At 45.3% G+C, this 16,691-nt stretch carries 16 protein-coding genes; 9 read left to right on the top strand and 7 right to left on the bottom strand.

Annotated elements, in window-relative coordinates; translation table 11 throughout:
• Positions 1-590: 590 nt before the first annotated feature.
• Both istB and istA read right to left on the bottom strand, forming a co-directional pair.
• A complete protein-coding gene (gene istB / locus IE070_RS00480; protein ID WP_189479367.1) occupies positions 591-1,373 on the bottom strand; it encodes an IS21-like element helper ATPase IstB in 783 nt (260 codons plus the stop codon).
• On the bottom strand, positions 1,370-2,392 hold the full coding sequence (gene istA / locus IE070_RS00475) for an IS21 family transposase (RefSeq protein ID WP_189479365.1): 1,023 nt from the start codon (positions 2,390-2,392) through the stop codon (positions 1,370-1,372). The genes istB and istA overlap by 4 nt, the downstream gene beginning before the upstream one ends.
• A 302-nt stretch (positions 2,393-2,694) precedes the next feature.
• Between istA and IE070_RS00470 the strand changes: the two genes are divergently transcribed.
• A complete protein-coding gene (locus tag IE070_RS00470) occupies positions 2,695-3,861 on the top strand; it encodes a hypothetical protein (RefSeq protein WP_189479364.1) in 1,167 nt (388 codons plus the stop codon).
• Between the two features lie 315 nt (positions 3,862-4,176).
• Here the strand turns inward: IE070_RS00470 and IE070_RS00465 are convergent, their stop codons facing one another.
• Positions 4,177-4,530 (bottom strand): hypothetical protein, encoded by a 354-nt coding sequence (locus tag IE070_RS00465; RefSeq protein WP_189479362.1) that lies wholly within the window; start codon positions 4,528-4,530, stop codon positions 4,177-4,179.
• Between the two features lie 108 nt (positions 4,531-4,638).
• On the opposite strand from IE070_RS00465, the gene IE070_RS00460 reads away from it, so the two are divergent.
• Positions 4,639-5,151 (top strand): M48 metallopeptidase family protein, encoded by a 513-nt coding sequence (locus IE070_RS00460; RefSeq protein ID WP_189479360.1) that lies wholly within the window; start codon positions 4,639-4,641, stop codon positions 5,149-5,151.
• Here the strand turns inward: IE070_RS00460 and IE070_RS16745 are convergent.
• Entirely contained in the window at positions 5,134-5,193 is a 60-nt protein-coding gene (locus IE070_RS16745; protein ID WP_373296886.1) for a hypothetical protein, read from the bottom strand. The genes IE070_RS00460 and IE070_RS16745 overlap by 18 nt on opposite strands.
• 213 nt (positions 5,194-5,406) lie before the next feature.
• On the opposite strand from IE070_RS16745, the gene bdpA reads away from it, so the two are divergent.
• The 3 genes from bdpA to IE070_RS00440 all read left to right on the top strand — a co-directional run bounded on the left by bdpA (position 5,407) and on the right by IE070_RS00440 (position 7,690).
• A complete protein-coding gene (gene bdpA, locus IE070_RS00450) occupies positions 5,407-6,903 on the top strand; it encodes a BAR domain-like protein A BdpA (RefSeq protein WP_189479357.1) in 1,497 nt (498 codons plus the stop codon).
• Positions 6,904-6,982: 79 nt separating this feature from the next.
• Positions 6,983-7,381, top strand: coding sequence for a cytochrome b562 (locus IE070_RS00445; protein WP_189479355.1), 399 nt, complete (start codon positions 6,983-6,985; stop codon positions 7,379-7,381).
• 114 nt (positions 7,382-7,495) lie between these two features.
• Complete coding sequence (locus tag IE070_RS00440; RefSeq protein WP_189479353.1) at positions 7,496-7,690, top strand: hypothetical protein; 195 nt, start codon at positions 7,496-7,498, stop codon at positions 7,688-7,690.
• Positions 7,691-7,826: 136 nt separating this feature from the next.
• Here the strand turns inward: IE070_RS00440 and IE070_RS00435 are convergent, their stop codons facing one another.
• The gene (locus tag IE070_RS00435) at positions 7,827-8,525 is read right to left on the bottom strand and encodes a YebC/PmpR family DNA-binding transcriptional regulator (RefSeq protein WP_189479351.1); all 699 of its coding nucleotides are present in this window, start codon (positions 8,523-8,525) and stop codon (positions 7,827-7,829) included.
• A 132-nt stretch (positions 8,526-8,657) separates the two neighbouring features.
• Between IE070_RS00435 and IE070_RS00430 the strand changes: the two genes are divergently transcribed.
• Both IE070_RS00430 and IE070_RS00425 read left to right on the top strand, forming a co-directional pair.
• On the top strand, positions 8,658-9,242 hold the full coding sequence (locus tag IE070_RS00430) for an HAD family hydrolase (RefSeq protein ID WP_189479349.1): 585 nt from the start codon (positions 8,658-8,660) through the stop codon (positions 9,240-9,242).
• A 143-nt stretch (positions 9,243-9,385) separates the two neighbouring features.
• Entirely contained in the window at positions 9,386-10,405 is a 1,020-nt protein-coding gene (locus IE070_RS00425; protein WP_229796875.1) for a GGDEF domain-containing protein, read from the top strand.
• 118 nt (positions 10,406-10,523) lie between these two features.
• Here the strand turns inward: IE070_RS00425 and IE070_RS00420 are convergent, their stop codons facing one another.
• Positions 10,524-13,622 (bottom strand): transglycosylase domain-containing protein, encoded by a 3,099-nt coding sequence (locus IE070_RS00420; protein WP_189479347.1) that lies wholly within the window; start codon positions 13,620-13,622, stop codon positions 10,524-10,526.
• A 9-nt stretch (positions 13,623-13,631) separates the two neighbouring features.
• Positions 13,632-14,714, bottom strand: coding sequence for a ferrochelatase (hemH, locus tag IE070_RS00415; RefSeq protein WP_189479345.1), 1,083 nt, complete (start codon positions 14,712-14,714; stop codon positions 13,632-13,634).
• Positions 14,715-15,020: 306 nt separating this feature from the next.
• On the opposite strand from hemH, the gene IE070_RS00410 reads away from it, so the two are divergent.
• Together IE070_RS00410 and IE070_RS00405 are read left to right on the top strand one after the other, a co-directional pair.
• Positions 15,021-15,458 (top strand): hypothetical protein, encoded by a 438-nt coding sequence (locus IE070_RS00410; RefSeq protein WP_189479343.1) that lies wholly within the window; start codon positions 15,021-15,023, stop codon positions 15,456-15,458.
• Positions 15,455-16,558 (top strand): PQQ-dependent sugar dehydrogenase, encoded by a 1,104-nt coding sequence (locus IE070_RS00405; protein WP_189479341.1) that lies wholly within the window; start codon positions 15,455-15,457, stop codon positions 16,556-16,558. The genes IE070_RS00410 and IE070_RS00405 overlap by 4 nt, the downstream gene beginning before the upstream one ends.
• The last annotated feature ends 133 nt before the right edge of the window (positions 16,559-16,691 follow it).

Below are 16,691 nucleotides of genomic sequence, written 5' to 3'. Positions count from 1 at the left end.
GGGACGCACTTTAGTGCGGCCCCGAAGGGGTTGAGGGCAGGATGCCCGAAACAATCCCTTACCCATCGCAACGCCAAAAGCGTGTGCCTTTTGTTTTAACACGGCAGAGATAGAGGATTTGGTTCGAACCCTGCGGTTCGACAAATTCGCCGGGAGCGAATTTGGACGCACTTTAGTGCGGCCCGAAGGGCCAGAACCAGGGATGGTTCTGGCAATCCCTGACTCTCCGTAACGCCAAAAGCGTGGGCTTTTTCATTTATGCGGCAGAATAAGAGGATTTGGTTCGAACCCTGCGGTTCGACCAACTTGTCAGGAACAAGTTGGGACGCACTTTAGTGCGGCCCCGAAGGGGTTGAGGGCAGGATGCCCGAAACAATCCCTTACCCACCGCAACGCCAAAAGCGTGTGCTTTTGTCATTTATGGGTCGAGAAAGAGGATTTGGTTCCGCGCACCTTATTCATATGTGCGGTACAGTCGCTTTCATCACGCAGCTGAAATTCTGATACTGCTAATTGTCAACGGCAATCCAATTTTGACCCACTTACCGCTTAAAACGGTAATCTAAATTTGACCCACCCCTGGCCTTTTATCAACTTAACGTACTCTCTGCTGCCGGTATCACACCCGCTGTTCTTTTACCTTTTAACCTGTAGCTGTTGCCGCTGATCTGTACGATATGGGCATGGTGTAATAATCTGTCCAGCAGTGCCGCAGTTAAGGTTTGATCATCAGCAAACGCCGTTGACCATTGAGAGAATGGCAGGTTACTGGTCACAATAACGCTGCCTTGTTCATAGCGTTTTGCTATCACGTTAAAGAACAGGTTGGCTTCATCCCGGCCAAACGGTAAGTAACCTATTTCATCTATGACCAACAGTTTTGGCGATAATACACTGCGTTTTAAGTATGCCTCCAGGCGGCCCTGTTTCTTTGCAGTGGCCAGTTGCAGCATTAAATCTGCCGCAGTGATAAAGCGCACTTTTATGCCACGCATAATGGCGCTGTACGCCAGTGCTATCGCCAGATGGCTTTTACCTACGCCACTGGGGCCGAGCAGTACAATATTCTCCTGACGCTCAATAAAGGCCAGGCTGGTGAGCTCCAATAGCTGTTTGCGCGGTGCGCCGGTGGCGAAGCGGAAGTCGTAGTCATCGAAGTGCTTTACCGCTGGCAACCCGGCGGTCTTGAGCAACATCTCCCGCGTGCGCTGCAATCTGGCATCCAGTTCTGCTTGCAGCAGGCTTTCGAGGAAGTCGGCGAAGCTTTTACCTTGTGCGGCACTGTGGTCAGCCATGGCTGACCATTCGGTGGCTATTGCCGGCAGTTTCAATACCTCGCAGGCATGCTGTATTCGTTGAAGTTGCAGGTTCATAGCCGCACCTCCAGCAATTGGTCATACACCGATAAGGGGTGTTGTAAGCTTTCACGCGGCATCGCATAGCGCGTGATTTGCCGGATGTCAGACTGGCGCGGTTTAATCCCGCTAGGTAGCGCCTGCAAGCTCAAGCGCTCTTTGGCCAGTAACACCGCAGGCTTCTCGCCAGTCGTGCCATGGATGCGCTGATTGGCCACATCATGCAGCCAGGGGCCGATATGCGCATTCGCTGTGTCGACATCGAGCACAAGGCCAGCCTGTTTTAAGCTGGCAGCCAATGGCGTGATAAAGCTGCCTTTTAAATAGCCATTGAAGCGCTCAACCTTGCCCTTGGTTTTTGCCCGGTAAGGGCGGCAGGCTTTAAGTTTAAAGCCATAGTCTTTGGCCATTTCAAGCAGTTTGGCATTCCAGCGATGAGCACCCTCACCATAAGCATCGCGCTCAATCATGATACATTTGGCGTTATCAAACAGCAGCTCTTTAGGGACGCCAGAGAAGTAATCCAGCGCGGCTTCAATACCCAGCAACCAGTCTTCCTGGCGCTCATATTCACTGAACCGGACATAGGTAGCGCGGCTAAAACCCAGCGTGGCAACAAAGCCTTTTAGCTTATAACGCCCGCGGCGAATGGTCGTAAAGTCGATTTGCAGCTGTTGGCCTGGGGCAGTTTCAAAGCGCCTCACCGGTTCATTCTGCTGCGGTTTAAAAGGCCGGATATAGTTCTTCAGAATGCCTTCTTTGCCGGTAAATCCTTTGGCCTGAATTTCACGGAACAGCACCGTTGCCGGTATCCAATCCGGCTTAGCCGCAGCAATCCGCTCCATCAGATACGTCTTGAAGGGGTCAAGTTTTGAAGCCCGATCAGCACGTTCACTATAGGCTGGCGTTTTAGCAATATCCCGCAGATACTTACGAACAGTATTGCGTGATACATGTAATGTTTTGGCGATAGCACGAATGCTTTGGCCTTGTCGGTGCAACACATGGATTTCCACTAATAACTCCTGAGTCAGCATTAAAATTACACCGCCTTAATTCAATTAATGTCGGCGGTAATTTTGCCTCAGGTGGGTCAATTTTAAATTGTCGTTAGTGGGTCAGTTTTACATTGCCGGTGACAAATAAAGTGTCGATGTGTAAAACGGGTTAAATCTTTACAATAATGTGTCGTAAAACTATAAAAATGACATTGAAACTCGTTTTGCTTACGCAGCGGTGCTACCCCTTTGAAACCAAATACGTTAAATTATCAATTATCTTACAAAACTTGTTTTAAGTGGGCTTATAAACTTAGCTCAATTTTAAATAGGGACATTTAATGAAAGCGTTTCCAGCCTACTTTGTACTTTTGGTTCACTTATTTTTCTCTGGTCATTCCTTTGCCAAAGACAAGGTTGTTGTTCAATCACTCAACCAGCCTGAGATATTTGCCGAATTGAAAGGCGCGCTAGATTATTTTAATGAGTTAGCAACCCTATCAGATGAAAAATGGTTTGGTAGGGACAAACGCAACGCTAATAAAGATCTAGATGGCGCAATTGATGAGGTTATCGCATTACTCAACTCGCCACAAATTGATAAGCATCGGGAGAACTTTCGAGCGCTTGAACAAAAAATAAATGAAGAGGAGCTTGAGATCGCCAAGCTGCAAGAAAAACGTTTATTTGCGCCACTTGGTGAGTCTACCTTTGTTACAAAAAATGTACCGTTTAGATTGATGAAAGAATTTACTGCTAATACAAAAGGCGATTACGACATTTTGATTGAGCTTAGAAAAAACAATATTCAGTCTTACCGTGAGAGTATGTCTGAGATATTGCTTGATATGCAGAAACTTCTTTATGTGATGGGCATTGAACTCGACGCTGAGCAAATCGAGGTGTGGTTGACATCCGTTATAGGCGACTCGGTTATTTCGATGAGCGTTGTATTTAGTAGCATTAAGCAAATTACAGAGCAACTTCAAGCTATTACCGAAAAATCGGGTGAAAATCTCGATACTGCAAAAACGTACTATGGTATGGTCGTTATTCTGCATAAGTTAATGCTGAAGATGCAAAACAGTTTTATCGTAGCGATTGATACCGATTACTTACCGAAGCTAGCCGCATTCAAAAAAGAAGCTGATGCTGTTATCAGTGAATCGAGAAAATTAATGCAAAGTGGTGGTCATTCAGAAACGCTAAAAGCAAATATTCAATCAAATCGGACAACCATTGAAGCGATTGATTTATACACCGCAATCTTAAAAAACCAGCGCGCAAAAGTATACAAAACACTAAAAATTAGTCAGCGCGAGTATGAGGTTGCTAACAATACTTATAAAACCGTTAGCCTTAGCTCTCAGGTTGCTCAACTGATTAAACAAGGACAAAACACTTTTCAGACGTTGTTAAGCCTGCAAATTCCGGATGCCAAACCGTTTCAAAATGAAGAAATGAAAGCACAATTCAAAAAATTGAATCAGCGATTAGGTCAACCTTAAATAGAAGTAATAGAAATGGTGTTGTGCGCGGTGTGATTGATAACAATGTTGAGTTAGTGAGTTAATCCAGCATACTTATGATTTAAAATACCAAAACGGTTCTGTGGACTCATGCCAATAACTGAGTAACCAGCATAAGGTAATGGAACACCCAGCCAAACTAAACGAAAAAGCCCACAAGAAAACGTGGGCTTTTGTCATTAATGCGCCAAGAGATAGAAGTAGATTCGAACCCTGCGGTTTTAACGTTCGACTAGCGTGTTAAAGGCTAGGGCCTTTTTTATATCCTCTGCTCTGACCAAGGCGCTAGTGCTGTTATTGCAACCCAAAGCGCTTTAATACCTTAGCCCGCTCTTCAGTAGATAACGCGGCTAATTTCTGTGCTGTTTTGGTGGGGAGTCGGATCGCAGAGCCGCGTTGTAAATCGCGTAATGGTGCTGCAACGATTTGCTGTGTATTGACGCGAACAGGTTGTAATAGTGCGCGACAGGCGGTTTGATCAGGCACAAAACCTAATTTACGCGCATAGGCTTCAAGTTGACCATCGGCAGCGCCTTGCGATTGCAGTTGGCAATATTCTACATTAGAGTACACATAGGTATTGTTACTTGCTATGACATTGACGCTAAACAGCATGGACAACGCGATACCTGCATTCAATAATTTCATCACAATCTCCGATTAAGTTAGATAAACTTTGCACAGTTTAAAAGGCGTGTGTGACAACGCTGTGGCGGATGCACGAGATTATGTATGACATAAGGATTAGAATTACTTATGCATGATTTACCTTATTTACGCGGCTATCCCGAGGTCATTCGGCAGCAGGTACACCAATTACTGTTAAGTAATACGCTGGCGTTAACCCTACAACAACGTTATCCGCAACAGCAGCATGCGATTCAAACCGATAAGGCTTTGTATGAATATACCCAGCAGATCAAACGGCAATATTTAAAAAGCAGCGATCCTATTAGCAAAGCCGTTTACGATCCGAAAATTCATGTAGTGAAAAACGCCTTGGGAACCCATACGCAAATTAGTCGAGTACAAGGCGCTAAGCTAAAAAGTAAAAATGAGATACGGATAGGGAGTCAATTAAAACAGTTACCCTTGCCGTTGTTGCGTATGTTAGTGGTACACGAGTTAGCCCATCTAAAAGAAAAGGATCACAATAAAGCGTTTTATCAGTTGTGCCAGTATATGGAGCCAAATTACCATCAATTAGAATTAGATTTACGCTTGTTTTTAACCTGTCAGGAACACGCCGCATTATCTGGCACGTCTTAATGTAGTATTTCTTAATGCAGCACCGCTTAATTCAGCATGGATTAATTCAGCATAGCTTAATCTAGCATTGCTGATGATGAAGTGCCGAACGTCACTTAACCCTGTACGTCCTTAAACCACATGTGGTTGTGAAGGGGCAGGCCACCGAATATATCTCTGGTTGCTGATTGCTGCTAGGGGATGCGGTTGCTAAAATATTCAACAATTTATCGCGGTACTCATGTTGAGCCGCGGGCATGCAAAACAGAGGTACCCATGCGTTACGCCCTGATGTTATGTTGCGCTATGTTAGCTTTACCCGTCAGCGCAAAACCGGTTAGTACCGTTTTTAGCAGTGATTTTGAGCAAGCAGGCTTATCACAATGGCGTTTATTGGGTGATTGTCAGTTAACCTCGGAATTGCCGCGTAATGGCCAAGGCGCGGTTCGGTGCGCGAATGGTAATAACAGCTTATTTAGCCGTGAAGCGCTAAGCGAGCAGGGCTTATTAGAACTATGGATCATGCCCGAGTCTGATCTCGTCAGCTATCGTATTCAGGTATTGTTATCCGATCGTAGTACCTTGGACAGTGCTTGGCAGCCCGTAGCGGTCATTGAACATCAAGCTGGAAGCAGTGGCTACAAAGCACATCGTATTTCTATTGATGATCCTGGTCGCAAGTTTTTGCGCCTTGATATAGAAAGCCAACAGGGCTATGTGCAACTAGATGACTTGCAGATTGAACGCATTTTATTAGGCACCGCGTTACATAAAAATGAACAGCGCATCATTAGCGGTATTTTAGACACCTTACGCCGTGATCAAAATTTTGCATTACAAGCAGAGTCCTTCCGCACTCTAGGAACAAACTATGCTGCGCAATTAGATGTGCAACGCCAATACTTAGAATATGCCAATGCGTTGCATTCGGGGATTTCCTTAGTCCTCGCCAGCTCAGAGCGCAACAAAATGTCTAACCCCATGGCGTACGCCAGTTTTCGCGCCATTATCAACGACACCAAGCGGGTGAGTTCGCAAATTCAACAGGCCCGATTAAATTCAATGATTAAACCTTTTGGCGATTTGGTAACCGCTACCTTAAATGTAGTGAGTGCTGGCACCTATTCGGCGTTCGCTGAACCCTTTAAATCGTTTTTAGCCACCAGTTTTGACCGCTCTAGTTATCAAAATGCTGGGTTAAGCCGCTCTGATCGTAAATTCGCCGAAGATAATGGTTTAAAGATTTATCAAGATGCCGAGCGTTTTTTAAGTGAATTAGAACGGGAATTGCAACTGGTGAGTCAATTAGACAACGAGCTAGCCGTGATTCAACGGGCTATTGAAGATTATCGTAAAGACTTGGAAAAGCATCTGCGAGAAACCCTATTACATGCCAGCATCGTGAGCTCAAAAGAAAATATTAGCAAAGTGCTTAGCAAGGATGAAAATGTGCGGCAAAAGCTAATTGCAGCCGCTGCCGGCAATATCAGCTTAAAAGCGGGTACCTATTTAAATGATGGTAATAACACCGAGTTGATTCGGTTTGTCTTAAAGACCTCAGAATTGCTTGATGGTATGCAACGTTACAAAGATGGGTTTAACCAAATAACCTCGGGCATGCTGACCTATTATGAACGTTTTGAGCGCTCTGTCGCCCCGGAGCAGAATCCGTTTACGCTGAAAGCCGATCGCGATGCGTGGGAAAATCATGCGCGTAAAGCGCGTGATTATCTAAAACAATCAAAAGATTCCTTTAATAAAGCCTATTTATGATGGTGTAAACGTATGGGCTTAACTGACGTGACGTGCGTAAAACGTTATAATACAACATCGTTATTATGCTGAGGAACTTATGATTAAACTGTACTTATTACTTTTTATGCTTTTTTCGAGCCAGTCTCTGGCGCAGGCAACCAGCCCGGTAAAATTAGAAAGTACGATGAAAACCATGGGGTTTGCCTTTAAACAAGCTTCTGAAGCGGCTACAACGGCCGAGGCCTTGCCGTTTGTCGAAAAACTGCATCATCTTACTGAGCAAGCAAAACGTGCGCCGCTTCCAACAGATAAAGCTGCGGTGTATTTAGAGGGGTTAGATAAAGTATTAGCTGAGCTGGTATTAGCAAAACAGGCGGTGGCTACAGATGATATGCCCAAGCTACAGCAACATTTGAAACAGGTTGATGCGTTAAAAAAGCAGTATCATAAAGAACGCCGTTTTAGTTTCTGGCAATTGATTTTTGGTAAGTTCTAAAACCCGTTATTCAGGGTAGGCTCAGTTTTTCTACGCTAGGCTATACACGTAGTTCGCGATATCCCGCTTATTACGTTGTTATCGTATGTGTAAATTGAAAAACGGAGTCACCCTATGAAAGCCAATGCAAAAACACTTCGTGCTAGTGCAGAACCTTATCATCAGACCGCGCTGACGCCCTTAGTGAAGTTATCGCAACAAGAGCGCCGTGCCTTAAGTCTGGTGTGGTCAGAAAACGAGGACGAGTCTTTACCACGGCGTGCTCACGATAGTGAGATAGAACATTGTGCTGTGTTAGGATACAACTAAATGCAGTGTGCTAGCGTCAAGCCGCTATAAAGCAGTTAATCTTAGTGCATAGCTCATGATATACAACATAATCATGTACACTGATGTACCAATGCCATTTTGGCGATTACACCAAAGATTAACTGCTTTTTTCGTTTTATGCTAAGCCAACGTATACGTTTTGAACGTCGTCGTCATTGTCGATAGCATCTAAAAACGCTTCCACTTCGGCTTGAGCTGTTTCATCTAACGCCACAGGATTGTTAGCACGATACACTAGCTTGGCGGAATGCACTTCAAAGCCAAATTCAGGCAATGCTTTAGCGACGGCATCAAGATCAGCGCTCTCTGTTAAAAATACCACTTCACCATCATCGCCTTGCTCAAAATCTTGTGCACCGGCTTCAATCGCGGCGACTTCTAAATCTGCATCGGGGCTTGTTGCGACCGCTTCAATTTGGCCTAAATGTTTAAAATCCCAAGACACTGAACCGGAACTACCTAATTGCCCTTTACGAAACAGGATCCGCATACTCATGGCACTACGGTTCTTATTATCAGTTAAACACTCTACGATCACCGGCACCTGGTGCGGCGCAAAACCTTCGTAAACCACGGTTTCATAGTTAACGGGGCCATCGAGTAAGCCGGCACCTTTTTTAATGGCGCGCTCTAACGTCTCTTTGGGCATAGAGGCTTTTTTGGCTACTTCAATGGCTGAACGCAATTTAGCATTCATTGTGGGATCTGCACCATTGCGCGCCGCCACCATGATCTCTTTTGCAAGTTTAGTAAAAACGCGACCGCGAGCATTGGCCGCATCCATTTTATGCTTGTTTTTCCACTGGGCACCCATAATGCAATCCTGTTAAGCTATCTGTTAAAAAATTTGGTGGGCTAGTCTAGCGAATTGCAGGCTTTTATGGCAACCGCTAGGGACATTTTTACGTACAAAATTACTATTTACGCCATATCCAAGGAAATTATTATGAAGTTTGCGCATATTAATGCTGTTGTTTTCGATTTAGACGGTACCTTAGTCGATTCTAGGCTCGATTTTGATGCAATATGTGATGACATCGGTTGGCCCAGAGGTACGCCGCTACTCGAGCATATGGCAGCATTAGGGCCTTGTGAAGAAACATATCGAGCAGAAGCCATTATTCGTCAGCATGAATTAGCGGGGGCCGAGGCTGCAACGTGGATGCCCGGTGCGGAAGCGTGTTTGCAGCAATTACATGCGCGTGGTTACCCGTTAGCTATCTTAACTCGAAATATGCGCGAAGCTACTCAGTTAGTATTACAACGGCTAAACATTCCTATTTCGCTGGTATTAACGCGTGAAGATTGCGCTGCTAAGCCAGATCCTGAAGGTTTGCATTTAATTGCACAACAGATGGCCATTCCCAGTTCGGCAATTCTCTACGTCGGGGATTACTTGTTTGATTTGCAAGTAGCCAGTAACGCTGGGGCGATGTCGTGTTTATATTTGAATGACAGTAATCAACACTTTGTTGAGCAAGCTGATCATGTGATCGCCCATTTTACAGAGTTGTCTGCCGTGTTTGCCTAACGCGCTTTGGGAGCATGTTTCTCGCTATATGACTCGTCAAGGTAATGAGTTGGTATTAAGCACTACCATAGAATAGTTGTCAGAGGTATGGCTTACGTTCTATAGTATCTTTTATAAGAACAACCTGTTTAAAAGGTGTCTGTTTGTTTAATTATGTTCATCTGCTGCATGCGCTGCAAAAACGCCTAAAAGACGATTTTTATCTCGCCATGATTACCTTGGTGGGGATTATGATCACCGTTTTTGTTACGCCTTATGCCGTCTATCGCTTAATTACCGGGAATTGGATCGTTGGTATTGCCGATTTTTGTATTGTGTTTTCTGCGATCATTTCGGTGTTTTTTGCCTGGCGAACAGGTGATACGGTAAAGCCTGGCCAATTTTTGGCGTGTATCTTTTGTGTTGGCGCGGGGATAGTTGCGGTTAATTTAGGGGTAAATGGGCTATTTTGGATTTATCCATTGTTGGTGTTTATCTTTTTCTTAGTTTCAGGGCGCCGTGCCGTTGTGCTTTCCTCTATTTTACTTTTTACCCTTGTGATGGTTGAACTTAGTAAAGCCGGTTCAGTATTTGCCAGCCATTACCAAATGATGTCATTTATTGTTACCGCGTTTATCTGTAGCTTTTTTGCCTATGTTTTTGCATACCGATCGCAATTACAGCGTAAAGAGCTTAAGCAATTGGCCAGTATTGATAGCTTAACCGGTGCAGGAAATCGTCACACATTAAATACCGAGTTAGAATTAGCGGTGCAGCTTAACCAGAAATTACAAAGCCGTTATGGGTTAATTCTATTTGATTTAGATTTTTTTAAGCAAATAAACGATAAATATGGCCACAAAGTAGGGGATGAAACCCTAATCAACTTAGTGCCGCTTATTCAAAGCTTAATTCGCCAAACCGACAAAGTGTTTCGGTTTGGCGGTGAAGAGTTCTTAGTTCTGCTGCGTGATATTGAGCCTGCAACCTTGTTTCCTATCGCCGAGAAAATTCGGCAAGGTGTTGAGCAGCATTTAACCTTACCAGACGGCAAACCAGTAACCTTGTCGGCTGGCGTGGCCATGCTACTGGACAACGAAGAATGGGAACAGTGGCTGCATCGTGCTGATGTGGCGTTGTATCAAGCCAAAAATAATGGCCGCAATCAGGTGGTTGCGGCCTAATCTTAACTTAAAAGCGTTAGCTTCTAAACCTTAACATTTAGGTTTTAGCCTAAGCCTTAACATCTATACCTTAACATCATACCTTAACTTAGACTTAGTCAGTTCAATGCACTAACCGCTATTGCGGGCAGCTGTCTTGCTGTTTTAATAATGGCATGATCAGCGGCGACATCCCATTTAAGACTTGCAAAGGGAGAGCCGAGGTAAAAAAGTAATCGGCGGCGGCATTACCCGGTAAATAAACGCTAATTACCCCAAAGTATTTATCACTAAAATAAAACGCAAAGGTGGCTGTTCTATTTAGCGCCCGTGATTGCACGGTTTCACCTCGGCTATTCACGGTGCTAATACGGTTATCGCCAGTGCCGGTTTTGCCGCCAATTAAGGCTAAATCAGGTAAATTGGGTAAGCTGTATTGGGTTAATAAGCGCCGGCCTGTCCCTTGTTGTACAACACCGCCCAAGTTTTCCCGTAATACTTGCGCCACTTCGGGTGCCATAACACGCTCAATCTGCACATCGGTGCGCGCCAACTGCGCGGCATAAGGGGTGTTAGCCGCAAAGTGTAAGCCTTCTACGCGAAACATCGGTAAGCGACGTCCGCCATTTTGAATGATCCCTAACAATTCAGCTAACGCTGCAGGGCGATCGCCAGAGCTACCCAGTGCGGTTGCCAGTGAGGGAACCAAATAATCAAAAGGATAACCCAATCGTTGCCAGCGTTGATGAATATCCCAAAAGGCTTCAATTTCCAGCATGGTGCGAATACGATTATCCCGAGCGCTACGAGATTGCGTGCGGAATAACCATTGATAGGCTTGCTGACGTACCTCGGCACTTAAACTGATCGCATCGGCCAAAGTAGGAGTAGGCTGTTGCTCCAAATAGGCTAATAGCCAGAGTTCTAACGGATGGCTCCGCGCCAAATACGCCTGATCTGGTAAACTAAATTCGCTGGGTGAGTACTTTTGATACAGTTGACGCCATTGAGCTGCAGTTAATGGGTTATCGGTAAAGCGTTGCTGCATAAACTGCACAAAGTCACTTTCATTTTGGCTCGGGTTAATAAAACGATAGCCCGCACTTAAGCGATCCGGTGTTTGCCGTAACCCATTTAAAAACACCTCTAAGCGCTGATCGGCATTAAGTTTATGGTATTTTCGCCAAAAACGTTGTAAAAAGCTGACCCCTTCATGATCAGCAAAACGGCGCAAATACTGATCACGGCGAGGATCATCATCATTTTTTAACAGCTGATAGCTGCTTGTTTCACCATGATGAATACTGTATTGCACGATCTCTTGTGTCACCCGCACAAAGGGTAAATTGATTGATTCATATAAAGATTGGCGCAACGTTGGATTCATCTGATCTTCTTCGCGCCTAAAGTTACCAAACGTATGTAATCCTCCACCTGTGAAAAAGCTGGTACGCGGATCGGCAGAAAATTCCCGATCAAGTGCCGCATTTAGCATGGTGGTTAAATTTACTCTAGGGTTAGCAATCAAATAATTAATGGCCCATTGCGATAGGCTATCTTGCGGGGCAATATCAAGTAGCGCCAATTGGGCAGCCGATTCTTCGGCATAGGTTTGATGGATCTCGGCAATCATTTCCAAATAGGTGGTAAGCATCCGGAGTTTAGCGGTAGAGCCTAATTCCAGTTTACCCCCTTCATTCAGATCGAACGGTTGTTCAGCATGATTATCGGTTTGTACGCGCAATTTATTGCCAGTAGGCGTGCTTTCATACAGCGTAAAGCTGTACTTAACGCCTTTAATTTGATCTTCGCGTAATAATCGCGGGCCAATAATCCCCGCCTGCGTGGCTTGGGGTAACAGCGCAAGCTGATTTAAATAGCGATTAATTTTTTCTTGTAGGGGTAAATTTAGGGTAGTTTGTACCTGTAAATCTAAACGATCAGTTTGGTACAAGCTGCGATTAAGTAGGGCTGCAACCCGATTGCGTACTAACAGTGCTGTTTTATCAAGCTTACGAGGCGCTTGTCGGCTTTGCGTGCGAAATTGTAAGGTTTGTGCTGCTGCCTCGTCATACCAGGCCGTATTGATAATGCCAAACTGTCGTAATAAGCGTAAGTGACTGGCAACAAGCTGCTCGAGTTCAGCTTTACCTTGTAGCAGATAAAAACTGGGTCTGCGCTGCGCAATAAACAACGCTAACACCTGACGCAACGCCTGCCCATGCTCCGCCGTTGGCGTACTGTCTTGCAACAACTGGTTCACGCGTTTGGCATCGGTGCCAAACCATGCCGCTAGCCCATCCGCAATACCATGTACTTCACCGGTATGGGGCGTAGCCGCTAACGGCACCGTGTTAATATAATCCAACGCGATTTGCTTACGGCGTTCCAAGGTTTCCAATCCGGGCTGATAGGCACGAATACTGGCGGAAACCATTTGCTTAAATTTATCCGCAAAACCTGCCGTTAATCCTTGTGGCGAATGACGATATTTTTCAATTTGCGTGGCGAGGGTACTGCCGCCGGCAGCCGAGGCCTCTTGTCCTAGCATTTTTTGCACTTGTCCCAGCACCGCAGCACCTAAACGCGACCAATCCAATGCCGGATTTGTAAGTGGAGCATGTTGAAAAAGATCGCGGTTTTCTATAAATAACAGCGTTCGTAACATGAGCGGCGCTATATCGTTAAACTGCGCAAACTGTTGCTCGGGTGTGCTAAAACTAAACAAAGATTCTTGCTTACAATCCACAATCTGTAAGCCCCATTGCGTTTTTTCTGCATAAGGGGGGTAAAAACCCCATTCGGCAAATTGTTGTAATGCCGGGGAAAAACGGGTTTGTTGTTGAATAGAAAAGCCTGATTGGCTCAGTTGCGGCAACCAATCAGCTAAATAGCGGTAACCGGCACGCTCATCAAACGGGCCCGCCGTTGGAAAGATAGGATGTTCCTCCTCCGGTGCGGGGCCCGCGCCCAGCTCAAAATGTAAGGTATCAGCGATAAAATGCCAAACCCGTGACTGCACATAACTAGTACGGGCCTCTTGATAGATTAAACCACTCAACAACACCAAGATAAGCAGCCAAAGTAACCACTTCAATGGTTTCCAATTTCGTTCGCGAGGGGCGATAGGGACTTTACGGTTTTCCCGTACATTTTCAAAACGCCGCCGTTGAGCAACTGGTGCTACCGCGATCGGGGCATCACCAATTCGCGGTTCTACTCGATTTTCGTCAGACATAAAATAGGATTACTTCACTTCCTGTGAGTTAATAGATTGTGCGCGTGCTAATCGGTCTGGATCGGCAGAAACTTGCCAGCCCTGCAGGTTATCGGTGATCAATTGACACAATGCATTAATGTGATCCGGCCGATCATTTAAGGCGCTGATATATTCGTAGCGTTTACCACCCGCATGTTCAAAATATTCTTTATTTTCTTCGCCAATTTCTTCAATCGTCTCTAAACAATCAGCAGAAAATCCCGGACAAAATACTTGAATACTGTTAACACCTTGTCCAGGCAAGGCCTTTAAGGTTTCATCTGTATAAGGTTTTAACCACTCTTCTCGGCCAAAGCGCGATTGAAAGCTGGTGAGGTACTCTGCTTTACTAAGGCCCAAACGTTCGGCAATGAGGCGCGAGGTTTTGTAACATTCGCAATGGTAAGGATCGCCGTTTAATAAATAGCGTTTTGGAATGCCATGATAAGAAAATAACAGCTTATCTGCCCGACCATGCATTTCCCAGTGCGCTAAAATACGATTGGCACAAGCTTCAATATAAGCAGGATAATCATGATAATGGCTAACAAAACGTAAATCGGGGATCCAGCGTCGCTGCATAAAATCACGTGCCAATTCATCAAAGCTAGAGGCCGACGTTGAGGCTGAGTATTGTGGATATAAAGGCAGAACCAATAATTTACGCACACCTTGCGCCATTAAGCGCTCAATCGCGCTGGCAAAGCTTGGATTGCCATAACGCATAGCAAAATCTACCACAACATTATCGTGACCAGCGGCACTTAAGGCAGCTTGTACAGCCCGTGTTTGCCGCACGGTATGAAACATTAAAGGTGAGCCTTCGTCAGTAAAAACCGTCGCATAGGCTTTAGCGGAGCGGCGAGGGCGTATATTTAAGATCACGCCATTTAAAATACACCACCACAGTAGCCGCGGTACTTCTACCACTCTGGGATCGGATAAAAATTGCTTTAAATAGCGTTTTAACGCTTTAGGCGTCGGCTCATCTGGCGTGCCTAAGTTAGTTAAAATTACGCCGATTTTGTCGGCTTGAGCGTGGCTAAAATCTTTACTGTTAATAAAACCCATAGTCGTTATTTGCTCTTGTTGCGCTAAAAAGTAGCCTTACGGCAGCGGGTTAGCATTAGATCGAATGTGCTATAATTTTATCAGTTTCGGAGCCTGAAAAGTATTCCTTCAAACAGATAAAGTTGAAGTTAAGGTGACAATACCCTAACGTGTTTTAGCGTCCTTGTCAGCCTGAGATGGCCGATGTTACCTGATCCAGATACACCGTGCTGCGCTAAAAGAGAAAGCAGGCTAAAACGTTACGATGTGTGTTTAGCCAGCATTGTTGTTATAGTTGCGGTTTAACACTGAATAGGAGGGGCATAATTGAAAAAACTGTTGTTGTTTTTGCTGGCCGTAATATTGGCGGCTAGCCTAGGTTCGTTGTTGCAAAGCCTGTTTAATCTTACGGCCATTAGCCAGCTGGCGGGGCCAATAAGCATGGCAGATTGGCTTGCAACCATCCTGCATGATTTAATGCACTTTATGCCAGTTTTAGCCGCCATTTTCTTTCCTATATTGCTGGTAAGTTTAGTGGTAAGTGGCGTTTTAACGCGTTGGTTATCCCTCTCGCGTATCGCTGGTAGTTTTGCTATAGCGGCCTTAGGCACGTGGATTGCTTTAACACTGATTAATGCCTTCGCGCCTATGCCAACGTTAATTGCGTTAAATCGTAGCGTTGTTGGCACGGTGTTACTGCTTTGCTGCTGTGGTATTGCCGCCATATTTTATCGATTTTTTACGGCTGAGCGGAGGCTGTCATGACACGTTTCATCGCATTATGGTGTATGGGTTTTTCCCTGTTTTTGTCAGCAGGCGCAACCGCTAACGCGTTTAAGGTTGATGCGCTAACAACCGATTTAGAGAACCCTTGGGGTATGGCATTTTTACCCGATGGCCGTATTTTAGTGACAGAGAAATCCGGTTATTTGCTCACCTTATCTGCCAAAGGGGAACGCCAAAGCCGCAGTTTAGCCAAGCTGCCGAATATATTTACCGCGTCACAAGGAGGCTTGTTAGATATTGCCTTGGCACCCGATTTTGCGCAAAGTAATCAGCTATTTTTGAGTTATGCCTGTGGCGATATCAATGCCAACAGTACGTGTTTAGCCAGTGCCACCTTTAATAACGGTGAGTTAAATGATGTGCAGAGTCTGTTTCATGCCAAACCTGACAGACGCGGAGCGGCCCATTATGGTGGCCGCATTGCCTTATTGCCCGATAATACCCTGCTATTGACCTTAGGTGATGGATTTGATTATCGTGAACAGGCACAAAATAAGGCAAATCATTTAGGTAAAATTGTGCGCCTAACCCTGACGGGTGACGTGCCAACGGATAATCCGTTGGTTAACGAAGCTGGCACTGCGGCTGAGATTTTTACGTACGGTCATCGTAATGTACAAGGCATTGTTTATGATGAGGTCAGTGGAAATATTTACAGCCATGAGCATGGACCAAAGGGCGGTGATGAACTTAATCTTCTTCAAGCGGGTAACAATTATGGTTGGCCGGTTGCTACCTTCGGTATCGATTATACCGGTGCCAGAGTATCACCTTTTACCACCTTTGCTGGTATGCAAGCCCCTTTGCATGTATGGACGCCTTCTATCGCGCCAGCTGGTATGACGCTGTATCGCGGTGAATTGTTTCCAGAATGGCAGGGCAATATTTTTGTCAGTGCCCTAGCGGGCAAGGCGTTACACCGTTTAGCGCTACAGGATAATCAGGTGATTAAAGAAGAGGTATTACTGCAAGAGCGTGATACTCGGATCCGAGACGTTCGAACTGGGCCGGATGGGGCAATTTACCTGCTCACCGACGGCGCACGAGGCCAACTTTTACGCTTAACGCCTCATTCTTAAACATTTATCCACACAACTCCGGTACCGATAATAACTTATCCACACAACTCCGGTACCAAAGTCCCACACAACGTAGTTAAACGGCGTTGTGTGGGTGATCTGATTCAGGCAGTTACCAGCCCAAATAACCCTA

The organism is Alishewanella tabrizica (assembly GCF_014652375.1).
Taxonomy (GTDB): Bacteria; Pseudomonadota; Gammaproteobacteria; order Enterobacterales; family Alteromonadaceae; genus Alishewanella; species Alishewanella tabrizica.
The sequence above is the reverse complement of the archived record's forward strand: the minus strand, read 5'-3'. Positions and strand labels throughout refer to the sequence as shown.

Coding starts and splice junctions, on each gene's coding strand:
- IE070_RS00420 (WP_189479347.1), bottom strand. CDS start 13,622: ATGTCTGACGAAAATCGAGTAGAACCGCGAATTGGTGATGCCCCGATC.
- istB (WP_189479367.1), bottom strand. CDS start 1,373: ATGAACCTGCAACTTCAACGAATACAGCATGCCTGCGAGGTATTGAAA.
- IE070_RS00405 (WP_189479341.1), top strand. CDS start 15,455: ATGACACGTTTCATCGCATTATGGTGTATGGGTTTTTCCCTGTTTTTG.
- IE070_RS00465 (WP_189479362.1), bottom strand. CDS start 4,530: ATGAAATTATTGAATGCAGGTATCGCGTTGTCCATGCTGTTTAGCGTC.
- IE070_RS00470 (WP_189479364.1), top strand. CDS start 2,695: ATGAAAGCGTTTCCAGCCTACTTTGTACTTTTGGTTCACTTATTTTTC.
- IE070_RS00460 (WP_189479360.1), top strand. CDS start 4,639: ATGCATGATTTACCTTATTTACGCGGCTATCCCGAGGTCATTCGGCAG.
- hemH (WP_189479345.1), bottom strand. CDS start 14,714: ATGGGTTTTATTAACAGTAAAGATTTTAGCCACGCTCAAGCCGACAAA.
- IE070_RS00440 (WP_189479353.1), top strand. CDS start 7,496: ATGAAAGCCAATGCAAAAACACTTCGTGCTAGTGCAGAACCTTATCAT.
- istA (WP_189479365.1), bottom strand. CDS start 2,392: ATGCTGACTCAGGAGTTATTAGTGGAAATCCATGTGTTGCACCGACAA.
- IE070_RS00430 (WP_189479349.1), top strand. CDS start 8,658: ATGAAGTTTGCGCATATTAATGCTGTTGTTTTCGATTTAGACGGTACC.
- IE070_RS00435 (WP_189479351.1), bottom strand. CDS start 8,525: ATGGGTGCCCAGTGGAAAAACAAGCATAAAATGGATGCGGCCAATGCT.
- IE070_RS00445 (WP_189479355.1), top strand. CDS start 6,983: ATGATTAAACTGTACTTATTACTTTTTATGCTTTTTTCGAGCCAGTCT.
- bdpA (WP_189479357.1), top strand. CDS start 5,407: ATGCGTTACGCCCTGATGTTATGTTGCGCTATGTTAGCTTTACCCGTC.